Genomic DNA, 22,446 nt, shown 5'->3' on the forward strand with positions numbered 1-22,446 from the left:
GCAGGGTCAGTCGGTCACTTCGCTGCCGGGCTTGTCGTCGCCGGTCCTGCGGCGGCGGATCAGGAGGACCGCCGCGGCGATGAGGGCCAGGGCGGCGGCCGTTATGGCGGCGTAGGTCCAGATGCCGTTCGTGTCGGACGTTCCGGTGACGGCGGCCTGGGCGGGGCCCTTGGTGTCCGGGTCCGGGGCGTTGGCCTTGGCGGCGCTCCGGGTCGGGACCAGGGAGCCGACCGGCTTCACGGTGGGGGCGGCCTTGAAGCCCCAGTCCAGCAGGGCGGCCGTCTCCTTGTAGACCTCGCTGCTGCCCGCGTTCGGGTGCATCACGGTGACCAGCAGGGTGCGGCCGTCGCGTTCGGCGGCGCCGGTGAAGGTGTTGCCCGCGTTGGTGGTGAAGCCGTTCTTCACGCCGAGCAGGCCCGGGTAGCGGTGCACACCGCCGGCGCCGGTCAGCAGGCGGTCGGTGTTCTGTATGCCGAACGCGCCGCGCACCTTCGTCGGCTTGCCCGCCTTGTCCTTCTTGTAGTCGCCGGGGAACTGCGCGTTGGACGTCGCGCAGTACTCACGGAAGTCGGCCTTCTGCAGCCCCGACCGGGCGATGAGCGTCAGGTCGTAAGCGCTGCTCACCTGGCCCGGCATGTCGTAACCGTCGGGCGACACGACGTGGGTGTCGTCGGCCTGCAACTCCTTGGCCTGGGCGTTCATCTCCTGCACGGTCTTGTCGACGCCGCCGTTCATCGAGGCGAGGACGTGCACCGCGTCGTTGCCCGAGTGCAGGAAGACCCCGAGCCACAGGTCGTGCACGGTGTAGCTGAGCTTCTCCTTGATGCCGACGAGGCTGCTGCCCTCGCCCATGCCGCTCAGGTCGGAGTCGGCGACCGTGTGCACCTGGGTCTTCGGGAACTTGGGCAGCACGGTGTCGGCGAACAGCATCTTGAGCGTGCTGGCGGGAGCCAGTTTCCAGTGCGCGTTGTGCGCGGCCAGCACCTCGCCGGTCTTCGCGTCCGCCACGATCCACGAACGGCCGGTGAGCTTCGGCAGCGCCGGGCTGCCGGCGTCCTGCTGCACCTGGGTGCCGGGGGCGCCGAGCCGTTCGCCGCCGACCGTCGACATGGCCGCGGGGGGCACCGGATCCGGCGTTCTGCCGTCCGCGTGGGCGGGCGACGCGAGCAGCGGGCCGGACGCCAGGGCGGCGGCGCACAGGGCCAGCAGGGAACGGCGGAAGGTGGGTGCAGGCATGGACACCAGCAGAACGTACAGGCCTGGTGGCGGAACGCGCGCCCCCCGTTTGCCCCGTGGGCGCGTGAGCATTCGCACGCCGGGGAGGCGGAACCATCCGGACCCCGTCGGTCGTCCCCGTACGGGAGTCTCCATACTGGGACGCATGAAGCTCAACCGTCCCGTCTCCTGGTTCCTGATCGCCTTCGGTGTGTGGTCCTGGATCGTCTGGACCACCTTCGTCAAGAACCTGTGGAAGGACGCGAGCGGGCTCGCCTTCGACAACGGCTCCCCGACCGCGTACTTCTGGGTGCACCTGACGCTCGCGATCACCTCGTTCCTGCTGGGTACGGCGATCGGCGCGCTCGGGCTGCGGTCGCTGCGCGTCCTGAAGCGGGAAGCCGCCGCCGGGACCCCGGCCGGGCGGCAGCCCTCCGACCCGGCAGCCGCCCGGTGATCGTCGTCTTCGTCCTGGTCGCACTGGCCGTCGTGGCGCTGTTCGCCGTGGTCCACCGGTACCTGTGGCTACGCCTGGTCCGCGATGTGTCGGCGCCCGGCGGCTGGTACCGGCGCATCGGGACGGTGCTCGCCTTCGTCCTCCCGCTGACCAGCCTGGGCGCGCTGCTCGGTGGCCGCGAACTGCCGCTGACGGGCGAGCGGTGGCTGGCCTGGCCGGGCTACATGTGGCTCGCGGTGCTGATCTACCTGACGCTCGCGCTGCTGGTGGGCGAGGCGGTACGGCCGCTGCTGCGGCGTGCGCTGGACCGCCGGGCGGCGGCCCGGCGACAAGCGGATGACGTGGTTCCGGAAGCGGTCCCGGTGGAGGTCCCGGCCGCGGCTCCCGCGTCCGTTCCCACGGCGGCGCCGCCGGCAGCGGCTCCCACCCTCACCGAAGAGCCCGCCGCCTCCCGGCGGCAGTTCGTCGCCCGCACCGTCGCCGTCGCCGCGGGCGCCGTGGCCGCCGGGACCGTCGGCTACGGCACCTACGGCGTCCTGCGCGGCCCCCGGCTGAAGAACGTGACGGTGCCCCTCGCGAAGCTGCCCGCGCGGGCGGACGGCTACCGCATCGCGGTGGTCAGCGACATCCACCTCGGACCGATCCTGGGCCGGGCGCACACCCAGCGGATCGTCGACACGATCAACGGCGCGCGCCCCGACCTGGTGGCGATCGTCGGTGACCTGGTCGACGGGACCGTGGCCGATCTCGGGCCGGCCGCCGAGCCGCTGGCCCAACTGCGGGCCCGGGACGGCTCGTACTTCGTCACCGGCAACCACGAGTACTTCTCGGGCGCGGCCCCGTGGGTCGACTTCGTCCGCGAACTGGGCCTGCACCCGCTGGAGAACGCCCGGGTCGAGCTGCCCGGCTTCGACCTCGCGGGCGTCAACGACATCTCCGGTGCGGACCACCGTGCCGCGCCGGACTACGGCAGGGCGCTCGGGGACCGGGACCGGACCCGGGCCGCCGTCCTGCTGGCGCACCAGCCGGTGATGATCCACGAAGCGGTGAAGCACGGCGTGGACCTGCAGCTCTCCGGGCACACGCACGGCGGGCAGCTCTGGCCGGGCAACTACATCGCGGAGCTGGCCAACCCCACGGTGGCCGGCCTCGACCGGTACGGCGACACCCAGTTGTACGTGACGCGCGGCGCGGGCGCCTGGGGTCCTCCGGTGCGGGTCGGGGCGCCGTCGGACATCACCATCGTGAAGCTGGTCTCACTGCGCGCGTGACGCCTTCTTCGCGGCGCGCTTGGCCGCCCGCTTGGCCGGGACCTTCGCGACCGGCTCGGGGGCCGGCTCGGAGGCCGACCCGGTCGATGCGGTGGCCCGGGGGGCGTCCGCGCCGCCCCCCGACGACTTCTGGGACGAGATGAACGTCGGCAGGATGAAGTCGTGGATGAGCCCCTTGGCATCCCTGACCAGCGGACGGAACACCCGGTACCGCGAGAGGCTGACGACCTTCGCCACCAGCGGGGTGCACCGCTTGACGAAGTTCCGGGTGCGCTCGGTGTCGTCGGTGCGGTCGAAGACCCAGTACAGCACCACGATCATGAGGTGCAGCCAGAGCAGGTCCGGGAGGAGCTCGGCCAGTTCGGCGTCGAGCTTGGGGGCCAGGTCCGAGCCGTTCAGCACCTCGTCGAAGATGGCGACGGCGGTGGCGCGCGCCGGGTGCGACTCGTTCGAGAACGGGCTGAGCGGGCTGTCCGGGTCGGCCGCGGTGCGGAAGAACTGCGACGCGAACTCGTGGTACGGCGCCGCGCAGTCCACCCACGAGGTGAGGGCGATCTCCAGGCGCTTGGAGAAGTCGGTGACGCCGGCCATCTTGGCGTGCGCGTCGACCGCGTGCTCGTGCGTCATCCGGTCGTAGAAGCCCTGGATCAGGTACTCCTTCGACCCGAAGTAGTAGTAGGCGTTGCCGACCGACACCCCGGCCTCGGTCGCGATCGCCCGCATCGTCGTCTTGTTGTAGCCGCGCTCCTGGAACATCCGCATCGCGGTGTCCAGGATCAGCGCCCGGGTCAGCTCGCTCTTGTCGGTCTTCGGACGCGCCCGGCCGCCCGGCAGTTCGGCGGCCGGGGCGGCGTCGTCGGACGGGCTACGGTCAGTTTCTTCCACAGGTGTGAGCCTAACCGCCGTGCCGGCACGCATCGCCGCAGTCCTCGTGGGACGGCAGCGGTGACCCGGCGGGCCGGCCGGTGCTGGGGTTCTGGGCCCGCTCCCAACCCGTTCCGGGCGGCGCCCAGGCGGTCCGGCCGGGCCCCCAGCCGTTGTTCTGCCCCTGGCCGGGCTGCGCCCAGCCGTTCTGGCCGGGCCTCGGCCGGTGGCTGTCCGGGGGGACGCCCCAGCCGCTGTACGGGTTGGCCGCCGCCCGGTACTTGGCGGCCGCCAGGACCGCGGCACGGGCGAGCGGCGCCCCGACCGGGGTGCTGAAGCGGTGTGCCATCGGCCGGTATTCGGCGAGCGCCCAGAGGACGACGATCCAGGCGGCGTCCCCCGTGTAGAGCTGCCCCTGGTCGCCGATGACGGTGATGCGGCTCAGGGTCGAGGCGTGGTCGAGGTCCGGGTACCGGCCGCGCGCCTCGGGGGAGCAGGCCGGGACGAGGTCCAGCGGGACGAGTTGGCGCTGCCGTCCGAGCCAGCCGCGCACGAAGGAGCAGAGCTTGCAGTCGGCGTCGTACAGGACGGTCAGCCGGCGGACCGGGGCGCGGGCGTCCCGGCCGGCCGTCACCGCGGTGTCCGCGGCGGAGGTGCTGTGGGTGGCGTCGGCGGCCATGGTGGTCAGTGCGCCGGGGTGGCGGGGGTGGTCCAGCCCTGCGGCGGCACCGGCGGGAGCTGCTCCTTCTCCATGATGCCCCGGCGGCGGATCTTGTTGAGGATGAAGACGTTGCCGAGGTGCAGGACACCGAGGACGAGCAGGACGACCCCGAGCTTGACCGACAGCGCCTCGAAGAGGCCGCGGGCGTCCTCCACCGCGTCGGCGGCCTTGAGGTACAGGGCGACGAAGCCGAAGTTGACGAGGTAGAAGCCGACGACCAGGAGGTGGTTGACGGCCTCGGCGAGCTTCTCGTTGCCGTGCAGCACGTCGGCGAGGAAGATCCGCCCGTTGGTGCTGAGGGTGCGCGCGACCCAGATGGTCAGACCGATGCTGATGAGCAGGTAGACGACGTACGCGACGACCGTGAGGTCCATGGTCCATCCCTTTGCGAGAGACTTGGCTGCAATGACTTGAACGTGTTCAAAACTTCTGACAGGCCTGACTGTAGACCTATTTTTGAACGTGTTCAACCATGGGTCGCACGGGAAAATGAAAACGCCGGGCGGGCCTGAGGAATCAGGCCCGCCCGGCGTTCCGGGGACAGCGGGAGGTCAGTCGCGCGAGTGGCTCAGCTCCAGGTCGAGGCCGTCGCCCCCGTCGCCGTCCTCGCCGCCGCCCACCGTGACCGTGGCGGGGAAGGGCGGGTAGCCCATCGTCAGCAGGGTGTAGCGGCCCGGGTAGAGGTCGGCGAAGGCGTAGCCGCCGTCCTTGCCCGTCTGGATGACGCCGACCTCCTTGCCGTCCGCGTCCTGGAGGACGACCCGCGCGTCGTCGACGGGGTCGCCCTTCGCGGTGCGCACCGTGCCGGAGAGGGTGCCGGTGCCGCTGAGCCGCAGATCGCACTCGACGGGACGGTCGGACGTCATGACGCTCGCCGTCTGCGGGTGGTGCCCGTCCGCGTTCGCGACCAGGACGTACGACCCGCTGCCGGGCGTCGGCAGGCTGAACGTGCCGTCCTCGCCCGCCGTGAGCCGGCCGACCTGGCGGCCGTCGGCGGCGATCAGGGTGAGCTCCGAGCGCGGGATGGGCAGTCCGAAGGCCCCGCGGACGGTGCCGCGCACGGACGGGCCGCCGTTCTTCTGCAGCGGGATGACGACGCCCGGCGCCGAGGTGTCGGCATCGTCCGGCGCGCCCTCGACCGCCAGGTGCGGCAGCCGCTTGTCGAGCCAGTCCGGCAGCCACCAGTTGGAGTTGCCGAACATGTGCATCAGCGAGGGGACGAGGACCGTCCGCAGGATGAACGCGTCGAGCGCGACCGCTCCCGCGAGGCCGACGCCGAACATCGCGATGACGCGTTCCCCGTTGAGGACGAAGGCGGTGAAGACGCAGATCATGATGACGGCCGCCGAGTTGATCACTCGGCTGGTCTCCGCCAGCCCGACCCGTACCGCACGCGCGTTGTCCTTGGTGTGCACCCACTCCTCGTGCATCCGGCTGACCAGGAAGACCTGGTAGTCCATGGAGAGGCCGAAGAGCAGCGACAACATGATCACCGGGAGGAAGGCCTCGATCGGCCCCTCGCGGCTGGCGAGCAGCAGATCACCGCCCCAGCCCCACTGGTAGGCCGCGACCAGCACGCCGAAGGACGCGGCGGCGGCGGCGAGGTTCATCACCGCGGCCGTCAGCGGAACGACGAGGCTGCGGAAGGCGATCAGCAGCAGGACGAAGCCCAGCGCGATGATCACCGCGACGAAGACGGGCAGCTTGTCCATCAGCACCGCGGCGAAGTCCTTGTACATCGCCGTCTGGCCGCCGACGTACGCCTGCATCGTGCTGCCCTTCTCGGCAGCGGGCACGACGTCGGAGCGGAGCCGGTCGATCAGGTCCGAGGTCGCCTTGTCCTGCGGCGACGTGTCCGGCACCGCCTGGATGACGGCGATCTCGGCGCCCGGCTGCATCGGCAGCGCGGCGGCGAAGGTGATGCCCTTGGTCGCGTTGAGTTTGCCGACCAGGGTCTGCACCGCGGCCTTGTCGGTGTCCGACTTCACTTCGGCGAGGATCGTCAGCGGGCCGTTGAAGCCCGCGCCGAACCCGTCGGCGAGGAGGTCGTACGCCTTGCGGGTGGTCGTCGTGTCCTTGTTGTTGCCCTGGTCGGAGGAGCCGAGGCGCAAGGAGAGCACCGGCACGGCCAGGGTGGCCATCATCGCGATGGCGACCACGGAGAGCACCCGCGGGTGCCGCTCCACGAACGACGACCAGCGGGCGGCGGCGCCGGTTTCCAGCTTCGCCTCCGGGCCGTTGGCGGCCAGCTTGCGCCGCTGGCGGCGGGAGAGCACGCGGTTGCCGAGGACGCCGAGCATCGCGGGCAGCAGGGTGATGGCCGCGGCGACACTCAGGACGACGGTCAGCGAGGCGGCGATGGCAACGCCGTTGAGGAAACTCAGGCCCATCGCGAACATGCCGAGCAGCGCGATGCAGACCGTGCCGCCCGCGAACAGCACCGCGCGCCCCGAGGTGTTGACCGCCGTCACGGCGGCCTCCTCCGGGGTCAGCCCGCGCAGGATGCCCTTGCGGTGCCGGGTGACGATGAAGAGCGCGTAGTCGATGCCCACGCCCAGGCCCACGAGCATGGCCAGGACCGGTGCGAAGTCGGCGACGGCCATGCCGTGGCTGAGCAGGAGGATCGCGGACGAGGCGGTGAAGATGGCGAACAGCGCGGTGATGATCGGCATCAGCATGCCGAGGACCGAACCGAGCGCGAGGAAGAGGACGACGGCCGCGGCCGCGACACCGACCAGCTCGCTCAGCCCCTGCGGAGGCTCCTGGGCCATCTGGATCGCCTGGCCGCCGGCCTCGACCTCCAGGCCGCTGCCCCCCGTGTCCTGCACGATCTGGACGAGCTTCTTCACCTCCTCCTTGTCCAGCTCGTTGCCGAGCTTGGTGAAGGTGACGGCCGCGTAGGCGGTCCTGCCGTCCTTGCTGACCTTCGCCGCGCCCTCGGGCGCGTACGGGCTCGCGATCGTGCCGACGTCGGCCACGTCGCTCTTGATCTTCTGGAGCGCAGCGGTCATCTTCTGCTGGACCGCGGCGTCCCGGACGGAGCCCTGGTCCACGTGCCAGACGATGTTGTCGGTCTCGCCGGCCTGCGCGGGGAAGGCCTTGTCCATCAGCTTGAGGACCTGCGCGGACTCGGTTCCGGGCAGCTCGAAGACGTTGGCGTAGGCGCTCCCTGCGGCGCCGCCCGCGCCGCCGAAGCCGGCCATGACGAGCACCCACAACCCGATCACCAGCCACTTGCGCCTAAAGCACCAACGTGCCAATGCGGCCACGGTCCCAGCTCCTTCACTCGCTGCCGACGGTCACTGCCGAGCATGATTCCTCCGCAGTCTGCTCAGCCTCCGTGCCGGGACCGGGCCGTTACAAGGTGAATCGGGATCTCTCAGGGAACTCCCAAGTTGTCTCCAGTGGGTCTGTGGGTCATCACTGCCGATACTTGAGCCATGGAGAACCCCGAGAGTCCGGCCACCGTACTGATCGTCGAGGACGAGCCAGGCATTGCGGATATTCTCCGAATTACCCTGAAATACCATGGCTTCACGGTGTACCACGCGGCCACCGGCCGGCAGGCCGTCATCGCCGCCCGCGAGCACCGGCCCGACCTGGTGCTGCTCGACGTGATGCTGCCGGACGGCAACGGCTGGGAGGTCTGCCGCACGCTGCGCGCCGAACGCGACGACCTCGCGGTGATCTTCGTGACCGCCCGGGACGCGCCGCGCGACGTCGTCGGCGGCCTCGCCCTCGGCGGCGACGACTACATCACCAAGCCGTTCGGCGTGGACGAGGTGGTCGCCCGGGTGCACGCCGTGCTCCGCAGGACGCGGCGCGAACCGGAGGCGGCGGACCCCGTACTGCGCCACGGCGACCTGGAGATGGACGAGACGACGTACACCGTCCGCCGCGCCGGCGAGCCGGTCGATCTGACCCCCACCGAGTACAACCTGCTGCGGCACCTGCTGCGCAACGCCGGGCGGATCGTCACCAAGGAGCAGTTGCTGCAGCACGTCTGGCAGTACGACACGGTCGTCGAGTCGACCGTCGTCGAGACCTACATCAGCTATCTGCGGCGCAAGCTCGACCGGCTCGGGCCGCCGCTCATCGAGACCCGGCGCGGCATCGGCTACGGGCTGCGGGCGCTGGCATGAGGCTCGGGTTCGGGACGTTCGGGCTCGGCACGCGCTGGAGCGGCGGACGCGGCGGTGGAGACGGCCGTGGCGGTGGAGACGGCCGCGACGAACGCGGCTCCGGGAAGCGGCCGGACGGCAAGCGCTGCTTCTGGCCGCGCCCCCGCTCGCTGCGCGGGCGCTTCACGATGGCCAACGTCACCTTCCTGGCCATCGGCCTGGTGATGGCGGGCGCGGCCAGCCTCATCGGCATGTACACCATGCTGATCGGCGAGATAGACGCCTCGTTGAAGACCTCCCAGCAGGCGATGTCCTCCACGCCGTTCACCAGTGGCGGCCTGCAACAGCTCTGCACGATGGCCGGCATGCTGCAGACCGACAACGGCGGCAAGGTCGTCGCCCAGGCCTTCGACCAGGACCTGTTCCTGGTGCTCGACTCCCACGGCCGGATCTCCACGGTGTGCGAGGGCAACGTGGCCAACCTCAACGAGGAGCGCCGCAGTCTCGCGTCGGCGCTGCCGGACGTGAAGGCGCTCGCGTCGTCCGGCGACGCCGCGACCGTGCACAGTGACGGGAACTACTACCGGGTCATGGTCGCCCGCCTCGGCGACGGCACCATGGTCGTCAAGGGGATGCGGCTCAACGGGGTGCGGCGGGCGGTCGGCCACCTCCTCATCGTCGAGGTCATCGACAGCGTCGTGCTGCTGGGCCTGCTCGCGATGGGCTCGCTGACCGCCGCCCGCCGGCGGCTGCGACCGCTGGAGGACATGGTCGAGACGGCGTCCGCCATCTCCGAGGGCGACCTCTCCCGGCGGATCGCCACCGCCTCGCACGGCAGCACCGAGGTCGAGCAGCTCAGCGCCGCGCTCAACGCCATGCTCCAGCAGATCGAGACGGCGCTCACCAGCAGCGAGCGGGCCACCGCCCAGCTCCGCCAGTTCCTCGCCGACGCCTCCCACGAGCTGCGCACGCCGCTCGCCTCCGTCCGCGGCTACCTCCAGCTCTACGAGAAGGGGATGCTCGACCCCGACGAGAAGGAGCGTGCCCTGACCCGGGTCTCCGCCGAGGCGCTGCGGATGAGCCGCCTCGTCGACGAACTCCTCGCCCTCGCCCGGCTGGAGGACCGGCCGGCGCTCGCGCCGCGCCCTGTCGACCTGACGCAGCTGGTCAGGGACGGCATATCGGATCTCACCATGCAGCAGCCGCAGCGGCCGATCGCGCTGGTCCTGCCGGGCTGTGTGGAGGTGCTGGGGGACGAGGCGCAGTTGCGGCAGATCCTCGGGAACCTGCTCAGCAACGTCCGGGTGCACACTCCGGCGGAGTCCCCGCTGACCGTGGAGGTCGTCCGCCGGGACGAGGACGTCCTGTTGCGGATCACCGACTCCGGCCCGGGTCTGTCACCGCAGGACGCCGCCCGCGCCTTCGACCGCTTCTTCCGCGCCGACCCCGACCGGGCCCGGGACACCGGCGGCGCGGGCCTCGGGATGTCGATCGTCCAGGCCGCGGTCGACGCCCACCACGGATCGGTCCGCCTCGACACCGCCCCGGGCACCGGGCTCACGGTCCGCGTCACCCTCCCGGCGGTCCGTCCGGCCGAACTCGCGGGTGAGGCGGCCCCGCGCTGAATCGGTGCCGCTCAGGCCCGTCCGGCGGTCGAGGGGACCTGCGGTGCCGCCGCGGCGGGCACCCGGCCGACCCGCCGCACCCCCGGCACCAGCGCCGTTCCCAGGCAGGCGGCCGCCACCAGCACGGCCGCGACCGCCAGGGGGGTCGCCGTCCCCCACGCGTTGGCGGCGAGCGGCGCGGCGGCGTAGCCGACCGGCATCGCGGCGAGCGAGAGCAGCCAGTCGTAGGAGGTGACGCGGGCCAGCACGCCGGCCGGAACGGCGTCCTGCACGGTGGTCTCCCACACCGGGTTGAGGAAACCGAGCGCGCCCAGCGCGATGCCGTAGGAGGCGATGAGCAGCGGGGCGGGGGCGGCCACGGCGAGCAGGATCAGCGGCAGCGCGTACGTCGCGAGGCCGAGGTTGGCCACCAGGACGGGGCGGGAAAGCTTGGCGCGGCTCGCCAGCAGGGAGCCCACGACCAGGCCCGCGGTACTCGCCTGGAGCAGGTAGATCCACACGTCGTCCCCGCCGAGCCGGTCGCGGGCGACGATCGGTCCGAGGGTGGCGAGGACGGCGGCGGCGCCGTTCCAGGTGGCGTGCGCGATCAGGCTCGTCCAGTACCAGTCGCGGGACCGCACCTCGGACCAGCCCTCGACCAGGTCGGCGCGCATCGAGCGGCGGGGGATGGGCGTGCGGCGGACGCGGATCGCGGCCAGCAGTGCGGCGCTGGCCGCGAAGGTCGCCGCGTCCAGGACGAAGGCCCAGCCGGGTCCCGCGGTGAAGACCAGCAGCCCGGCGACGCCGGGCCCGCCGAAGAAGGCGGCGTTGCGCGCGGCGGACATCAGCGAGTTGGCCTTCTGCCGTTCCGGTCCTTCGGTGGTGCCGGTGACGAGCGGGGACGCGGTCGGCATGGCGAACGCGGAGGCGATGCCGCCGACGACCTCGGCTGCGGCTATGTGGAGGAGCTGCGGGTCGCTGCCGATGAGTTCGGCGCCGACGAAGAGCTGGGCGGCGCACCGGACGAGGTCGGTGACCAGGGCGACCTTGCGGACGTCGAACCGGTCGCCGAGGACGCCGCCGAGGGGGAGCAGGAGCAGTTTGGGGACCATCGAGCAGCCGAGGACGATGGCGAGCGCGGTGGCCGACCCGTCGGTGGCCCGGGTGATGGCGATGGCCAGCGCGGCCGGGACGACGGCGTCGCCGAGGGCCGACAGGGTGCGGCCGATGAAGAGCAGCCGGAAGGAGTGCAGCCGGAGGGGGTGCGTCGGTGGGGTCACGTCAGAAATGTATTTCGACACCGAACCTTTCGTCAACGAATAATTCGGTGCCGACGGAACGGGGCGTAACATGAAGCCATGAGCGCCCAGGACCAGGCCCGCGACCGGACCGACGAGCACGTCGCGCGCTGGCTGCCCGTCCTCCCCGACCTCGACCCCGACATCGAGGGCGCGGTCACGAGGATGAAGATGATCGCCCACCATCTGCGCCGGTTCCGGGACCAGTCGCTCGCCGACTACGACCTCCAGCGGCACGAGTTCGAGACGCTGCACGCGCTGGCCGGCCGCGGCGGCCAGGCCAGCCCCTCGGAGCTCGCCGCCGACCTGGACATGGCACCCGCCTCCATCACCGGCCGGCTCGACACGCTCGCCCACCGCGGCTTCGTCCGCCGCACCCCCTCCGCGAAGGACCGCCGCCGCGTCGACATCGAACTGACGGAGGAGGGCCGGGCCACCTGGCTCGGCTCGATGGACGTGCTCGGCGACGAGGAGTACCGGCTGCTCGGCGCGCTCGACGCCGACGAGCGCCGGACCCTCTCCGACCTGCTGCGCCGAATCCTGTTGGCGGCGGAGGACGTTCAGGGCTTGCGTGAGAGCCCCCTCGAACCCGTACGTTCGATCCATGCCAACGACACCTGAGAACGCCGCGGCCGAGGTTCCCTCCGAGCGCTACGCGCGTGGCCTCGCCGTGCTGCAGAAGATCGCCGGCACCGAGCGGCCCGCCGTGCTCGACGCACTCGCCGGGATCGCCCCCGACCTGGGACGGTTCACCGTCGAGTTCGGCTACGGCGACATCATCTCCCGCCCCGGCCTGACGCTTCCGCAGCGGCAGTTGGCCACCATCTCGGCGCTCGCCGCGATGGGCAACGCGGCCCCGCAACTGCGCTTCCACGTCGACGGGGCGCTCAATGTCGGCATCAGCCGCCGCGAGATCGTGGAGACGTTCATCCACGCCGGTATCTACGCGGGCTTCCCGGCCGCGCTCAACGCCCTCACCATCGCCCGCGAGGTCTTCGCCGCGCGCAAGGAGTCCGGCGACGCCGGGCCCGTCGCCCCGGCCACCCCGAGCGAGCCGGGCACCACCCGCTACGAACGCGGAGCGGAGGCACTGGCCCGCATCGACGGCCACGCCGGCGAATCGGTCGTCGCCTCGCTCCAGGACATCGCCCCCGACCTGGCCCGCTACCTGATCGAGTTCGCCTTCGGCGACATCTACTCCCGCACGGGCCTGGACCTCAAGTCCCGCGAACTGGCCACCATCGCCATGTGCACGGCCCTGGGCACCGCCGCCCTGCAACTCCGGGTCCACCTCCACGGCTTCCTCAACGTCGGCGGCACCGAGGACGAAGCGGTGGAGGTCATCACGCAGATGGCGGGCTACGCCGGCTTCCCGGCAGCCCTGAACGGCATCACGGCCGCCCGCGCCGTCTTCGCGGAGCGGGCCGAGCGCCAGCACGAGCGCTGAACCCGGCAGGCGGCGGAGGTCAGGCGACGATCACTCGGGTTTCGAACTCGCTGGTTACCGAAGATCCGGGGCGCCCGCCGGGTGGATCCCCCGGACGGGTGAACCGCCCGCCGGAGGCGGACACGGCGGCGGCCCGGGCGGAAGGCCTGTGCCGTTCCGTCCGGGCCGCCACCCCGTGGGGGGCAGGTGGGTCAGCCGTTGGTGACGGCGGTGTCGTCGATCAGGAAGCTGGTGGCCGCGGAGGAGTCCTCGGCGCCCAGGAACTTGACGGTGACCGTCTTGCCCTTGAAGGCGGACAGGTCGAGGGTGCGCTGGACGTAGCCGCTCGGGGTGGTGTTGGAGTACGTCGCCAGGGTGGTCGTCGTGGTGCCGGAGACGACCTGGGCCTTGAGGGTGTCGTAGACCGTGGAGCCGGTCTCCTTGGTGGTGATGCCGAGCCAGAAGCTGAACTTGGGCGCGGCGGCCGTGGCCGGGATGGTCACCGACTGGGACAGGGTGTCGGTGTGGGTGGTGCCGTAGCCGTTGAGCCAGGCGTAGTACGAGCCGCCGTGGGGGGTGGCGCCGGTCTCATTGGTGATGACGCCGCTGGTCTGGGCCCAGGTGGTCGCACCCGACTCGAAGCCGGGGTTGGCCAGCAGGTTGGTGCCGGTGGGCGGGGTGGTGCCGGTTCCGCCGCAGGTGGTGGCGGTGGCGGCGACGGCGGCTGCCGTCCAGGCCTTCTCGACCGCGGCGCACTGGGTGCTGCTGGCGCCGAACAGGTCCTTCGCCGCCTTGATGCTCGCGGTGCGGGCGCCCGGGTAGTCGGTGGCGGCCGTCATGTACGTGGAGAGCGCGCGGTACCAGATCTTGCCCGTGTCGGCGTTGCCGATGCCGGTGACGGCCGGAGCGCCGCCGCAGGTCGGGCTGTTGCCGTACGAGGAGGAGCCGGAGCCGACGGCCAGCAGGTAGAAGAAGTGGTTGCCGACGCCCGACGAGTAGTGCGGGTCGAGGTTCTTGGTGCCGGTGGTCCAGCAGGACTGCGAGACGCCGTCCTTCTTCGGGTCGTCCATGTACCGCAGCGGCGTGGTGCTGATCTTCTCGCCGATGAGGTAGTCGGGCTTGTCCGCCGCGTTGTTGGCGTTGAACTCGACCAGGGTGCCGAAGATGTCGCTGGTGGACTCGTTGAGGCCGCCCGCGTCGCCGAAGTAGTTCAGCCCCGCGGTCGCGGCGGTGACGCCGTGGCTCATCTCGTGGCCGGCCACGTCCAGCTCGGTGAACGGCTTGTCGCCGGCCGCCCCGTCGCCGTAGATCATGGCGAAGCTGTCGTCGTCCCAGCCCGCGTTGCCGTAGTTCACGCCGTAGTGCACGAAGGAACGGGCGCCGACACCGTCGTTCTTGATGCCGTTGCGGCCGTGGACGTTCTTGTAGTAGTCCCACGTGGCCTGGATGCCGTAGTGCGCGTCGACGGCGACCGTGGCGCGGTCGGTCAGGGCGCCGTTGCCCCAGACGTTGTCCGTGTCGGTGAAGGCGCCGCCCCAGCCCGCCGGGGGCGAGTCGTTGGTGGCGGTCTTGTTCAGCGCGTCGCGGGTCTCCCCGTTGCCGCGGGTCGGGTCCAGCAGCTGGTAGCCGCCGCTGACACTGGTGGTGCCCAGGGTCACGTCGCCGACCTGGTAGCCGTGACCCGTGCCCGAGGCCGCGGCGCCCGCGACGGAGGCGGCGGGGGCGGTCGCCTGGTTCTGGCCTGCGACCACCGTGCTGATGAAGCTGTTCCACGACTGACCGGCGGCGCCGGTCCGCGCGTTCACCAGGACGTGCAGGTGGCTCGGCGACTGGTCGGGCGCGGTGCCGTTGACGACGACCTGCCAGACCAGCTGGGGCGCGGCCGACGTGGCGTCGACGACCAGGGTGGCCGTGCTGCCGCGCTTGACGCCCTTGAACTTCTTGGCCGCCGTGGCGATGGCCTGCTTGGCGGTGATCTTCGGCGTGACCGACAGGTTCAGCGGCGCCGCCAGCGTCAGCGAGGCGTCGCGGGCGGTGCCGTCCGGAGTCGAGTGGACGACGACGTCACCGCCCAGGACCGGCAGGCCCTGGTAGGTGCGATCGAGGTGTACGTGACGCGAGCCGTCGGCGTCGACGGTCACGTCGCGTGACGTGAACACGTCGTGTGCGCCGGCCCGCACCAGCTGCGGGTGGGCGGCCACGGCGGAGTTCGCGTCACGCAGTGCCTGAGCTTCGCTCGCCTTCGGCGGGATGGGCCGGGGGTTCTTCGCGGCGCTGGCGGGGGTGCCCGCCCCGGCTATCAGAAGCCCGCTGACCGCGAGGGTGAGGGTGCTGGCGAGTACAGATCGTTTCATGGCCAGGGAGCATGGCGGTGGCCGCTGACCCGGGGCAACGGAGTTCCAACTCTGTTTAATTGCGGGAGTTGCAACAGTTCGTTAAAGCCATGGCGCAGAAGCTGTGCGACGTCTGTGAACCATAAATCTTTGGGTAAGACTGTTCACGGCGTGATGCCCGTCACCGGAGCTTTGCCCTCCGGTCGCTAGCATGTGGCCTCCCCCCACTCGGCACGCAGGACGGACGACCCTCCCCTGTGACCTACAGACCGCTGCCACCAGAAATTGCCGACGCGCTGCGCACCGGCCCCTTCGAAGCCGCTCTCGACGCCGCGGTCCGGGCCAGCGGACTGAGCATGGAACGCCTGCGGCACCGGCTCGACACCCGGGGCGTCCAGGTGAGTGTCACCACGCTCAGTTACTGGCGCCGCGGCCGCAGCCGGCCCGAACGTCCCCAGTCCCGGCAGGCCGTACGCCTGCTGGAAGAACTGCTCGCCCTCCCCTCCGACTCCCTGGTCTCCCTGCTCGGTCCGCAACGCCCGCGCGGCCGCTGGATCAACCGCCCGCCCGTCAACCTCGACGCCGCCCGGCTCTGGCAGGAGTACGAGAGCCTGCCGGGACTGCTCGGTGAGATGGGCTCCACCGACGACGGGCTCGCCCGGCTCGCCGTGCACGACCGCTACGAGATCGACGCCAACGGCTGCGAGACGACCTGGACGACGACCCTCGTCCTGCGGGCCGAGCGCGACCGGGTGGACCGCTGCATGATCATCACCCGTGGCGACGACCCCGCGCGGGAGCTTCCGGTCCTCACCGGGGTGCGCAACGGCCGGCCCGGCCGGGTCCGCATCGACAGCTCCGTACCGCTGGTCGTCGCCGAACTCCTGCTGGAACGGGAGCTCGCCAAAGGAGAGACCGAGGTCGTCGAGTACACCTACCAGATGCCGAGCGTGGGCGCCCGCACCACCGAGTGCGGACGCGGCTTCCCGGTGCCCATCCGGCTCTACACCCTCGAGGTGCAGTTCCATCCGGACGCCGTGCCGTTCCGCAGCCACCGCTGCGTCGGCACCACCGCGGGCGGCCCGCTGCCCGCGGTCGAACCGGTCTGGATCAGCGCCTCCGGCCGGGCGCTGTTCTCCGTCGAGGACCCGCAGCCCGGCTTCCAGGCGCTGCGCTGGGAGTGGGAGTAGCCCTCAGCCGCGGGAAGTACTAGAAGCGACGCGTGATCAGCGCGCGCTTCACTTCCTGGATGGCCTTCGTGACCTCGATGCCACGGGGGCACGCGTCGGTGCAGTTGAACGTCGTGCGGCAGCGCCAGACGCCGTCCTTGTCGTTCAGGATCTCCAGTCGCTGCTCACCGCCCTCGTCGCGCGAGTCGAAGATGAAGCGGTGCGCGTTGACGATCGCGGCCGGCCCGAAGTACTGGCCGTCGTTCCAGAACACCGGGCAGGACGACGTGCACGCGGCGCACAGGATGCACTTGGTGGTGTCGTCGAAGCGCTCGCGGTCCTCGGCGGACTGCAGGCGCTCGCGCGTCGGCTCGTTGCCCTTGGTGATCAGGAAGGGCATCACGTCGCGGTAGGCCTGGAAGAACGGGTCCATGTCGACGATCAGGTCCTTCAGGACCGTCAGGCCCTTGATGGGCTCGACCGTGATCGGCTTCTCCGGGTTGAGGTCCTTGATCAGCGTCTTGCACGCCAGCCGGTTGCGGCCGTTGATGCGCATGGCGTCCGAACCGCAGATGCCGTGGGCGCAGGAGCGCCGGAAGGTCAGCGTGCCGTCGAGCTCCCACTTGATCTTGTGGAGGGCGTCGAGGACGCGCTCCTTGGGATCGATCGGGAACTGGTAGTCGACCCACTCGACCGTGTCCGAGACCTCCGGGTTGAACCGGCGGACCCGCATCGTGATCGTGATCAGGTGACCTGCGCCGGCCTCGGCGGCGTCGAGGGCATCGGAATGCCCGGCGGCCTTGTCGAGCGTCGGGGTGCTCATCAGTACTTACGCTCCATCGGCTGGTAGCGGGTCACCACGACCGGCTTGTAGTCGAGACGGATCGACTCGTTGCCGGCGGAGTCCGTCTCGCGGTACGCCATGGTGTGCCGCTGGAAGTTGACGTCGTCGCGGGTGGGGTAGTCCTCACGGTAGTGACCGCCGCGGGACTCCTTGCGCGCCAGCGCGGACACGGCCATGACCTCGGCCAGGTCGAGCAGGTTGCCCAGCTCGATGGCTTCCAGCAGGTCGGTGTTGAAGCGCTTGCCCTTGTCCTGGACGGACACGTTCTTGTAGCGCTCGCGCAGCGCGCCGATCGTCTCGACGGCCGTCTTGATCGTCTGCTCGGTACGGAACACCATCACGTTGGTGTCCATGCACTCCTGCAGCTCCTTGCGGATGTCCGCGACCCGCTCGGTGCCGGTGTTGTTGCGCAGGCCCTCGACCTGGGCGACGACCCGGGAGGCCGGGTCCTCCGGCAGCTCGATGTGGTCCGTGGTCGCCGAGTACTCGGCGGCCGCGATGCCCGACCGGCGCCCGAAGACGTTGATGTCGAGCAGCGAGTTGGTGCCGAGGCGGTTGGCGCCGTGCACCGAGACGCAGGCGACCTCGCCGGCGGCGTACAGGCCGGGGACGACGGTGGTGTTGTCGCTCAGCACCTCGCCCTGGACGTTGGTGGGGATGCCGCCCATGGCGTAGTGCGCGGTCGGCTGGATCGGGATCGGGTCCGTGTAGGGCTCGATGCCGAGGTACGTCCGCGCGAACTCGGTGATGTCGGGCAGCTTGGCGTCCAGCTGCTCCGGCGGGAGGTGCGTGAGGTCGAGGTAGACGTGGTCGCCCTCGGGACCGCAGCCGCGGCCCTCACGGATCTCGGTGTAGATGGAGCGCGAGACGACGTCGCGGGAGGCGAGGTCCTTCATGACGGGCGCGTACTTCTCCATGAAGCGCTCACCGTCCTTGTTGCGGAGGATGCCGCCCTCGCCGCGGGCGCCCTCGGTGAGGAGGATGCCCATGCGCCAGATGCCCGTCGGGTGGAACTGGAAGAACTCCATGTCCTCCAGCGGCAGCCCGCGCCGGTACGCGACGGCCTGGCCGTCGCCGGTCAGGGTGTGCGCGTTGGAGGTCACCTTGAAGAACTTGCCGGTGCCGCCCGAGGCGAAGATGACGGCCTTCGCCTGGAAGATGTGGATCTCGCCGGTGGCCAGCTCGTACGCGACGACGCCGGCGGTCCGCTGGACGCCGTCGACCTCGGCGAGGAGCAGGTCCAGGACGTAGAACTCGTTGAAGAACTCCACACCCTCCTTGACGCAGTTCTGGTACAGCGTCTGGAGGATCATGTGCCCGGTGCGGTCCGACGCGTAGCAGGCGCGGCGCACGGCGGCCTCGCCGTGGCTGCGGGTGTGCCCGCCGAACCGGCGCTGGTCGATCTTGCCCTCGGGCGTCCGGTTGAAGGGCAGGCCCATCCGCTCGAGGTCGAGGACCGCGTCGATGGCCTCCTTCGCCAGGATCTCGGCGGCGTCCTGGTCGACCAGGTAGTCGCCACCCTTGACCGTGTCGAAGGTGTGCCACTCCCAGTTGTCCTCCTCGACGTTCGCGAGGGCGGCGGCCATGCCGCCCTGCGCGGCGCCGGTGTGGGAGCGCGTCGGGTAGAGCTTCGTCAGAACGGCGGTGCGGCTGCGCTTCGTCGACTCGATGGCCGCGCGCATACCGGCGCCGCCGGCGCCGACGATGACGGTGTCGTACTTGTGGATCTGCATGGGGTTGTTTCCCTGTCCGTCCCTGGCCTAGCGGATGTTCGGGTCGAAGGTGAAGATCACCAGCGTGCCGAGCACGATCGTGAACGCCGTTGCGGTGAACAGCAGCGTCTTCAGCCAGAACCGGGTGTTCGCCTGCTCGGCGTAGTCGTTGATGACGGTGCGCAGACCGTTGCCGCCGTGCAGCATGGCCAGCCACAGCATGACCAGGTCCCAGCCCTGCCAGAACGGCGAGGCCCAGCGGCCGGCCACGAAGGCGAAGCCGACCTTGGTCACGCCGCCGTCGAGCACCAGCTGGATCAGCAGGTGGCCCAGCACCAGGACGACGAGCACGACGCCGGACAGGCGCATGAACAGCCAGCCGTACAGCTCGAAGTTGGTGCGGGCGGCCCCTGGCGAGCGCAGCGTGCGCTTGGTGCGGGCGCGCGGTGCCTCGATGAACGGCGCCGGGTTCTCCGGGCTGAACGAGGCACTGGAGGAGCTGAGCTCCACGGAGTCAGTAGTCATGCTCAGCTCCCGAACAGAATGCGTGCGGCGTGCCCGAGAACCGGGTAGATGGCCCCGATCATCAGCACGATCCAGACGCCGAGGACGGACCACAGCATCTGCTTCTGGTACTTCGGGCCCTTGGACCAGAAGTCGACGGCGATGATGCGCAGCCCGTTGAGAGCGTGGAAGAGGATGGCCGCGACGAGGCCGTACTCCAGCAGGCTGACAGGCCATGTCTTATAGGTCGCGACGACCTTGTCGTAGTCCTCGGGGGAGACCCGCACGAGTGCGGTGTCGAGGACATGGACGAACAGGAAGAAGAAAATGAGGACACCGGTGACTCGATGAGCCACCCATGACCACATGCCTTCCCGGCCGCGGTACAGCGTTCCTGCCGGCACGGAAAACCCTCCGGGAGCGGTTTGGGGCCAGCCGGCTTCGGTGTCGGACGGGCCCGGCCGGGTACGGTCCACCGGCCCTGGCCATCGTAGCGACGCGTTGTCGGCTCCGTACGCCCGGGTGGGCCAGGTGTGATTGATCCCGCACGACTGGGTGAACGTCTGGGGGAACCTACGAGGGAACGGGTGAGCGGATGTGCGGGCCGAACCCCGGTCCGCGCACGGGTGCGCCCGCCCGCGGAGCCGATGCCCCTGCGGCCTAGCGGTGGAGTTCGGGGGCTGACCGGGCGTCCGATCGTTCACGGACCAGCCGGGCGAGCCGCGCGCGGGTGATGCGCCGCAACTCGTCGGCGGTGACGACGCGCTCCTCGTCCTCGTCGTTGGCCAGCCGGGCGCGGATCCCGGTCAGCACCTGGTTGAGGAGGCTGCTCGGGTCGTCGCCCTCCAGGGCGATGACGAAGACGTTGCCGAACTTGTTCTCGTACGCGGCCTGCGCGGCGCTCAGCGCGGTGTGCGTGGCGAGGCCGCCGCGGTGCGGCAGCGGGGTGGCAGCCTCGCAGGCCAGCGCCTCGGAGACATCGCCGGGGGTGAGGTCGTACGCCGCTTCGTCGGCCGCCGCGAGGAGGGCGCCGAGGTCCGGGTACGGGCGGTGCAGGGCCATCCGGCGGGCCCAGCGGTGGCTTCCGCAGCAGTCGCGCAGGGCGGCTTCCGCCGCGCCGAAAGAGGCCTCGTTGAGCCGGGAGAGCCCGGCGGCGGGGTCGGGCCCCTGGGCCGGAGAGTCGGGGAACAGCGCTGAACTCCTGTCGGGAAGCGGGGAAGCGGATCACGTTAGTGGGGCGTGTTCGACTCCGGCCGACGGATGAGTGGATTTCACCCGTACGGGATCGAAATATGTCACGAAGTGGACGCCGGAACGGGGATGGTCTGCCATAACGTCCGGTATGGGGAAAATTTGGACAGGGTTGGCGCTGTCGCTCACCGCACTCGCACCGGCCGTCGGCACGCCCAACGACGCACCCGCCCCCCGGACACTGCCGGTCATCCCCGCGGTGCGGGAATTCCAGCCGGCCGGGACAGGCGTCTTCCACCTCGGACCCGGCACCCGGGTGCGCGCCGGCCGCGGCAGCGCCGTCGAGGACGAGGCGCGGCTGCTCGCCGGACAGCTGCAGGTCCCCTTCGGGTACGACGACGCCAAGGGCGACGGGGACGGCCCGGCCGGACCGGGCGACATCACGCTGCGGCTCAACGGCTCGGCCGCCGAGGCCCGGCAAGGGACCGCGAAGAGCGCCGGCACGGTGAACGAGTCGTACGTCCTCACCGCCCGGAACGGCCGGGTCGGCATCGACGCGCCCACCGACGCGGGGGCGTTCTACGGCACCCGCACCCTCCTGCAGACGCTGCGCGCCGGCAGCGGGCTGCCCGAGGGCGTCATCCGGGACGCCCCGGACCGGCGGCAGCGCGGCCTGCTGCTCGACATCGCGCGCAAGCCCTTCACGCGCGACTGGATCGAGGACCGGATCCGGCAGCTCGGCGACCTCAAGCTCAACCAGCTGCATCTGCACTTCAGCGACGACCAGGGCTTCCGCATCGAGAGCAGCAGCCACCCGGAGATCGTGTCGCGGGACCATCTCAGCAAGGCGGACCTCGCCGCGATCATCGCCCTCGCCGCGCAGCGCCACGTCACCGTCATCCCGGAGATCGACAGCCCCGGGCACCTCGGCGCCGTCATCAGGGCCCACCCGGACCTTCAGCTGGTCAACGCCTCCGGCAGGGCGCTGCCCGGGGCGATCGACATCTCGAATGCCGCCTCGGCCCGCATGGTCGACGATCTGACCCGTGAGTTCGCGCCGCTCTTCCCCGGCCCCTACTGGCATCTGGGCGGCGACGAGTACCAGGCCCTGGTCGTCGACGATCCGGAAAGCTCGTATCCGCAGCTCGTCCCGCCCGGCGGGACCGTCGCGGAGGCGACGACCCGCTGGCTCAACGACCGCGAGGCAGTGGCGCGCAAGTTCGGCAAGCGGACCAAGGCGTGGAACGACGGATTCATCTCCACCCCGCGCGCCGTGCCCGACCGGGACCGCGAGGTCGAGTACTGGACGGGGAAGGAGCTGGGCGCCCGCGAGCCGGAGGAATACCTCAACGCCGGCCGCAAGGTCGTCAACCTCAACGACGAGTACCTCTACTACGTGCTCGGCGAGCCGAACGACTTCACCTATCCGACCGGCGAGCGCATCTACAAGGAGTGGACCCCCGCCGTCGTGCGCGGCACCCGCGCGGTCGCCCCCTCACTGGCGACGCCCGCCCGGGTGCTCGGCGGCCGGTTCGCCGTCTGGTGCGACCAGGCGGACGCTCAGTCGCAGGACGAGGTGGCGCGTGGCATCCGGCTCCCGCTGAACGCGCTGGCGCAGAAGCTCTGGTACCCCGGGACACCGCCCCTCTCCTGGCCGGCCTTCGAAGCTCTGGCCGACAAGGTGGGCTGACGGCGGCAGGTGACGGTCCGCCGGGC

General features: G+C 70.8%; 20 protein-coding genes. 8 read left to right on the forward strand and 12 right to left on the reverse strand.

The features are described from left to right. Nucleotides 1-6: 6 nt before the first annotated feature. Nucleotides 7-1,236, reverse strand: coding sequence for a D-alanyl-D-alanine carboxypeptidase family protein (locus O3X23_RS15070; RefSeq protein WP_331283913.1), 1,230 nt, complete (start codon nucleotides 1,234-1,236; stop codon nucleotides 7-9). 145 nt (nucleotides 1,237-1,381) lie between these two features. Here O3X23_RS15070 and O3X23_RS15075 point away from each other — a divergent pair, with 145 nt between their 5' ends. Further along, nucleotides 1,382-1,672 carry an SCO4848 family membrane protein gene (locus O3X23_RS15075; RefSeq protein WP_269271869.1) on the forward strand — a complete coding sequence of 97 codons (291 nt, stop codon included), beginning with the start codon at nucleotides 1,382-1,384 and terminating at the stop codon, nucleotides 1,670-1,672. Continuing rightward, nucleotides 1,669-2,943 carry a metallophosphoesterase gene (locus O3X23_RS15080; RefSeq protein WP_269271870.1) on the forward strand — a complete coding sequence of 425 codons (1,275 nt, stop codon included), beginning with the start codon at nucleotides 1,669-1,671 and terminating at the stop codon, nucleotides 2,941-2,943. The genes O3X23_RS15075 and O3X23_RS15080 overlap by 4 nt, the downstream gene beginning before the upstream one ends. Here the strand turns inward: O3X23_RS15080 and O3X23_RS15085 are convergent. The 4 genes from O3X23_RS15085 to O3X23_RS15100 form a co-directional block, all read right to left on the reverse strand. Further along, on the reverse strand, nucleotides 2,929-3,828 hold the full coding sequence (locus O3X23_RS15085; protein ID WP_269271871.1) for a TetR/AcrR family transcriptional regulator: 900 nt from the start codon (nucleotides 3,826-3,828) through the stop codon (nucleotides 2,929-2,931). The genes O3X23_RS15080 and O3X23_RS15085 overlap by 15 nt on opposite strands. Before the next feature lie 10 nt (nucleotides 3,829-3,838). After that, nucleotides 3,839-4,486, reverse strand: a complete 648-nt coding sequence (locus O3X23_RS15090) for a thiol-disulfide oxidoreductase DCC family protein (RefSeq protein WP_269271872.1) — start codon at nucleotides 4,484-4,486, stop codon at nucleotides 3,839-3,841. A 5-nt stretch (nucleotides 4,487-4,491) separates the two neighbouring features. Further along, nucleotides 4,492-4,902 carry a hypothetical protein gene (locus O3X23_RS15095; protein WP_269271873.1) on the reverse strand — a complete coding sequence of 137 codons (411 nt, stop codon included), beginning with the start codon at nucleotides 4,900-4,902 and terminating at the stop codon, nucleotides 4,492-4,494. Between the two features lie 177 nt (nucleotides 4,903-5,079). Then, a complete protein-coding gene (locus O3X23_RS15100) occupies nucleotides 5,080-7,731 on the reverse strand; it encodes an MMPL family transporter (protein WP_331283914.1) in 2,652 nt (883 codons plus the stop codon). A gap of 237 nt (nucleotides 7,732-7,968) precedes the next feature. Here O3X23_RS15100 and O3X23_RS15105 point away from each other — a divergent pair, with 237 nt between their 5' ends. Both O3X23_RS15105 and O3X23_RS15110 read left to right on the forward strand, forming a co-directional pair. Then, the gene (locus O3X23_RS15105) at nucleotides 7,969-8,670 is read left to right on the forward strand and encodes a response regulator transcription factor (protein WP_269271874.1); all 702 of its coding nucleotides are present in this window, start codon (nucleotides 7,969-7,971) and stop codon (nucleotides 8,668-8,670) included. After that, nucleotides 8,667-10,274, forward strand: a complete 1,608-nt coding sequence (locus O3X23_RS15110) for a sensor histidine kinase (protein WP_269271875.1) — start codon at nucleotides 8,667-8,669, stop codon at nucleotides 10,272-10,274. The genes O3X23_RS15105 and O3X23_RS15110 overlap by 4 nt, the downstream gene beginning before the upstream one ends. An 11-nt stretch (nucleotides 10,275-10,285) precedes the next feature. On the opposite strand, the gene O3X23_RS15115 is transcribed toward O3X23_RS15110, so the two are convergent. After that, nucleotides 10,286-11,533, reverse strand: a complete 1,248-nt coding sequence (locus tag O3X23_RS15115) for an MFS transporter (RefSeq protein ID WP_269271876.1) — start codon at nucleotides 11,531-11,533, stop codon at nucleotides 10,286-10,288. 78 nt (nucleotides 11,534-11,611) lie between these two features. Here O3X23_RS15115 and O3X23_RS15120 point away from each other — a divergent pair, with 78 nt between their 5' ends. After that, the gene (locus O3X23_RS15120; protein WP_269271877.1) at nucleotides 11,612-12,172 is read left to right on the forward strand and encodes a MarR family winged helix-turn-helix transcriptional regulator; all 561 of its coding nucleotides are present in this window, start codon (nucleotides 11,612-11,614) and stop codon (nucleotides 12,170-12,172) included. Then, nucleotides 12,156-12,998, forward strand: coding sequence for a carboxymuconolactone decarboxylase family protein (locus O3X23_RS15125; RefSeq protein ID WP_269271878.1), 843 nt, complete (start codon nucleotides 12,156-12,158; stop codon nucleotides 12,996-12,998). The genes O3X23_RS15120 and O3X23_RS15125 overlap by 17 nt, the downstream gene beginning before the upstream one ends. Before the next feature lie 191 nt (nucleotides 12,999-13,189). Here the strand turns inward: O3X23_RS15125 and O3X23_RS15130 are convergent, their stop codons facing one another. Continuing rightward, on the reverse strand, nucleotides 13,190-15,331 hold the full coding sequence (locus O3X23_RS15130; RefSeq protein WP_269271879.1) for a M4 family metallopeptidase: 2,142 nt from the start codon (nucleotides 15,329-15,331) through the stop codon (nucleotides 13,190-13,192). A 236-nt stretch (nucleotides 15,332-15,567) separates the two neighbouring features. Here O3X23_RS15130 and O3X23_RS15135 point away from each other — a divergent pair, with 236 nt between their 5' ends. Next, entirely contained in the window at nucleotides 15,568-16,500 is a 933-nt protein-coding gene (locus tag O3X23_RS15135; RefSeq protein ID WP_269271880.1) for a hypothetical protein, read from the forward strand. A gap of 19 nt (nucleotides 16,501-16,519) precedes the next feature. Here O3X23_RS15135 and O3X23_RS15140 read toward each other — a convergent pair whose 3' ends face one another. The 5 genes from O3X23_RS15140 to O3X23_RS15160 form a co-directional block, all read right to left on the reverse strand. Further along, complete coding sequence (locus O3X23_RS15140) at nucleotides 16,520-17,302, reverse strand: succinate dehydrogenase iron-sulfur subunit (RefSeq protein ID WP_269271881.1); 783 nt, start codon at nucleotides 17,300-17,302, stop codon at nucleotides 16,520-16,522. Then, a complete protein-coding gene (gene sdhA, locus O3X23_RS15145; RefSeq protein WP_269271882.1) occupies nucleotides 17,302-19,056 on the reverse strand; it encodes a succinate dehydrogenase flavoprotein subunit in 1,755 nt (584 codons plus the stop codon). Before sdhA ends, O3X23_RS15140 begins: the two co-directional genes overlap by 1 nt. Before the next feature lie 27 nt (nucleotides 19,057-19,083). Further along, nucleotides 19,084-19,560 carry a succinate dehydrogenase hydrophobic membrane anchor subunit gene (locus tag O3X23_RS15150; RefSeq protein ID WP_269271883.1) on the reverse strand — a complete coding sequence of 159 codons (477 nt, stop codon included), beginning with the start codon at nucleotides 19,558-19,560 and terminating at the stop codon, nucleotides 19,084-19,086. Nucleotides 19,561-19,562: 2 nt separating this feature from the next. Next, nucleotides 19,563-19,943 carry a succinate dehydrogenase, cytochrome b556 subunit gene (gene sdhC, locus O3X23_RS15155; RefSeq protein ID WP_138352242.1) on the reverse strand — a complete coding sequence of 127 codons (381 nt, stop codon included), beginning with the start codon at nucleotides 19,941-19,943 and terminating at the stop codon, nucleotides 19,563-19,565. A 256-nt stretch (nucleotides 19,944-20,199) separates the two neighbouring features. Continuing rightward, a complete protein-coding gene (locus O3X23_RS15160; RefSeq protein WP_331283915.1) occupies nucleotides 20,200-20,730 on the reverse strand; it encodes a 2-oxo-4-hydroxy-4-carboxy-5-ureidoimidazoline decarboxylase in 531 nt (176 codons plus the stop codon). 151 nt (nucleotides 20,731-20,881) lie between these two features. On the opposite strand from O3X23_RS15160, the gene O3X23_RS15165 reads away from it, so the two are divergent. Continuing rightward, on the forward strand, nucleotides 20,882-22,420 hold the full coding sequence (locus tag O3X23_RS15165; RefSeq protein WP_269271884.1) for a beta-N-acetylhexosaminidase: 1,539 nt from the start codon (nucleotides 20,882-20,884) through the stop codon (nucleotides 22,418-22,420). Nucleotides 22,421-22,446: the final 26 nt, after the last annotated feature.

Source organism: Streptomyces sp. H39-S7 (genome assembly GCF_027158205.1).
GTDB lineage: Bacteria > Actinomycetota > Actinomycetes > Streptomycetales > Streptomycetaceae > Actinacidiphila.